The following is a 1,645-nucleotide window of genomic DNA, read 5'->3' on the forward strand; positions in this document are numbered from 1 at the left end:
GTCGCGAAGGAGATCAGGCCGCCCGGCGCCGAACTGCTCAGGGTGGTCGGCTCCGCCGCCGGGGTTTCCTGCTCGCCGGACTCGCTGTCCATGACGGTGATGGCCGTGACGCACGCGGTGATCGTGGCCAGGGCCAGCGTGCCCGCCAGCCAGAGCCGTCGCGTCCCCGGTGCCCGGGTGGTGTCCGGGGCCCAGCCGCTCTCCCAGGGTCGGTCCTGTGGCGGCCGGGACTTGCTTTCTGACATGCGCTGTTCCTCCGGCGGGGCACCCTTGACGGCGGCGCAGTTGTGGTGGCCCGGTGTGTGATCGGTGACACCGTAGTGGACGTGTGGGGCGCCTGTGGCGCGTTTTGTGAGAGCGATTTCTCTCCGATACCCGAAGGCTCGTTGTGTACGGGTGTACAGGTGTTGTGTACGCTCGTACATATGGGATATCTGTTGCTGGCCGGGGCCATAGCCGCCGAAGTCGGTGCGACCACCGCCATGAAGTACAGCGAAGGCTTCAGCAGGCTCGGGCCGTCGCTGTTCACGGTCCTCGGCTACGTCGTCTCCTTCGCGCTGCTGGCGCAGACCCTGAAGACCGTCTCGGTCGGCACGGCCTACGCCATCTGGGCCGGGGCCGGCACCGCCGCCATCGCCACGATCGGGATCGCGTTCATGGGCGAGGGCATGACCGTCGCCAAGGCCGCCGGCATCGCGCTGATCATCGTCGGCGTCGTGGTACTGAACCTGGGCGGAGCCCACTGATGGCCCGGCGCTACGACCCTGAGCGGCGCCAGCGGATCATCGACGCGGCGATCCGGGTCGTCGGGGCGAAGGGGATCGCCGGGCTGAGCCACCGCAGTGCCGCCGCCGAGGCCGATGTGCCGCTCGGCTCGACGACGTACCACTTCAAAACACTCGACGAGCTGCTGGTCGCCGCGCTGCGGCAGGCCAACGAGGGCTTCGCCAAGGTGGTCGCCTCACGCGGCGGTCTGGAGGACTCGCGCACGGATCTGGCCGCCGAACTCGCCGCGTGGATGGGGCAGTGGCTCGCGGGCGAGCGGACGGGGGTGGAGCTGGAGTACGAGTTGTACCTGGCCGCCCTGCGCCGGCCCGCCCTGCGGCCCGTCGCCGCCGAGTGGGCCGAGGGCGTCGCCGAGCTGCTGTCCCGGCATACGGATCCGGTGACCGCGCGGGCGCTGGTGGCGGTCGTCGACGGCATCTGTCTGCAGGTGCTGCTGACGGGGGTTCCGTATGACGAGGGGTATGCGCGGGAGGTGCTGGGGCGGGTGCTTGCGGGGGCGGGCGGGTGAGGCCGGGGCCCGTCCCAAGCGGGTGCTTCGGGGCGGCCTGGTGAGGTCGGTGTACCTCCGCAAGCGGTGTTCGGGGCGAGCGTCTGTCCGGGTGGGGGTCTCCGTGGGCGGGGTGCCCTCGGGTGGGTGTTCCAGCCGGGTGTCCCGGCTGAGTGGCCGTGCTGGGTGTCCGTGCTGTTGAGGGGGCGTTCGGAGGGGTGGATACCGCCCGTCCCGTGAGACGCCCCCGCACCGGTTCGCCTCCATCGGCGTCCGCCGGTTAGGTTGCCCTCATGACCGAACTGTGGAACGCCGAAACTCCCAAGGTAATTCAGCTGCCCTCGGGGCGGATGATCCGGGGGCGCGGCCTCA

2 protein-coding genes and 1 pseudogene are annotated in these 1,645 nt (G+C 70.6%); 2 read left to right on the forward strand and 1 reads right to left on the reverse strand.

Going from position 1 to position 1,645, the window contains the following annotated elements:
* A pseudogene (locus tag ABZ281_RS48520) lies at positions 1 to 245 on the reverse strand (alpha-L-arabinofuranosidase); the annotation flags it as partial.
* A 180-nt stretch (positions 246 to 425) separates the two neighbouring features.
* Here ABZ281_RS48520 and ABZ281_RS48525 point away from each other — a divergent pair.
* Complete coding sequence (locus tag ABZ281_RS48525; protein WP_356665147.1) at positions 426 to 746, forward strand: multidrug efflux SMR transporter; 321 nt, start codon at positions 426 to 428, stop codon at positions 744 to 746.
* Positions 746 to 1,294, forward strand: coding sequence for a TetR family transcriptional regulator (locus ABZ281_RS48530; RefSeq protein WP_356665149.1), 549 nt, complete (start codon positions 746 to 748; stop codon positions 1,292 to 1,294). Before ABZ281_RS48525 ends, ABZ281_RS48530 begins: the two co-directional genes overlap by 1 nt.
* The last annotated feature ends 351 nt before the right edge of the window (positions 1,295 to 1,645 follow it).

The organism is Streptomyces sp. NPDC006265 (genome assembly GCF_040613555.1).
In the GTDB taxonomy this organism is placed as follows: Bacteria; Actinomycetota; Actinomycetes; order Streptomycetales; family Streptomycetaceae; genus Streptomyces.

What these genes read in the sequence shown, in the direction of transcription:
- ABZ281_RS48525 (WP_356665147.1), top strand. Translation starts at nt 426, where the DNA reads ATGGGATATCTGTTGCTGGCCGGGGCCATAGCCGCCGAAGTCGGTGCG.
- ABZ281_RS48530 (WP_356665149.1), top strand. Translation starts at nt 746, where the DNA reads ATGGCCCGGCGCTACGACCCTGAGCGGCGCCAGCGGATCATCGACGCG.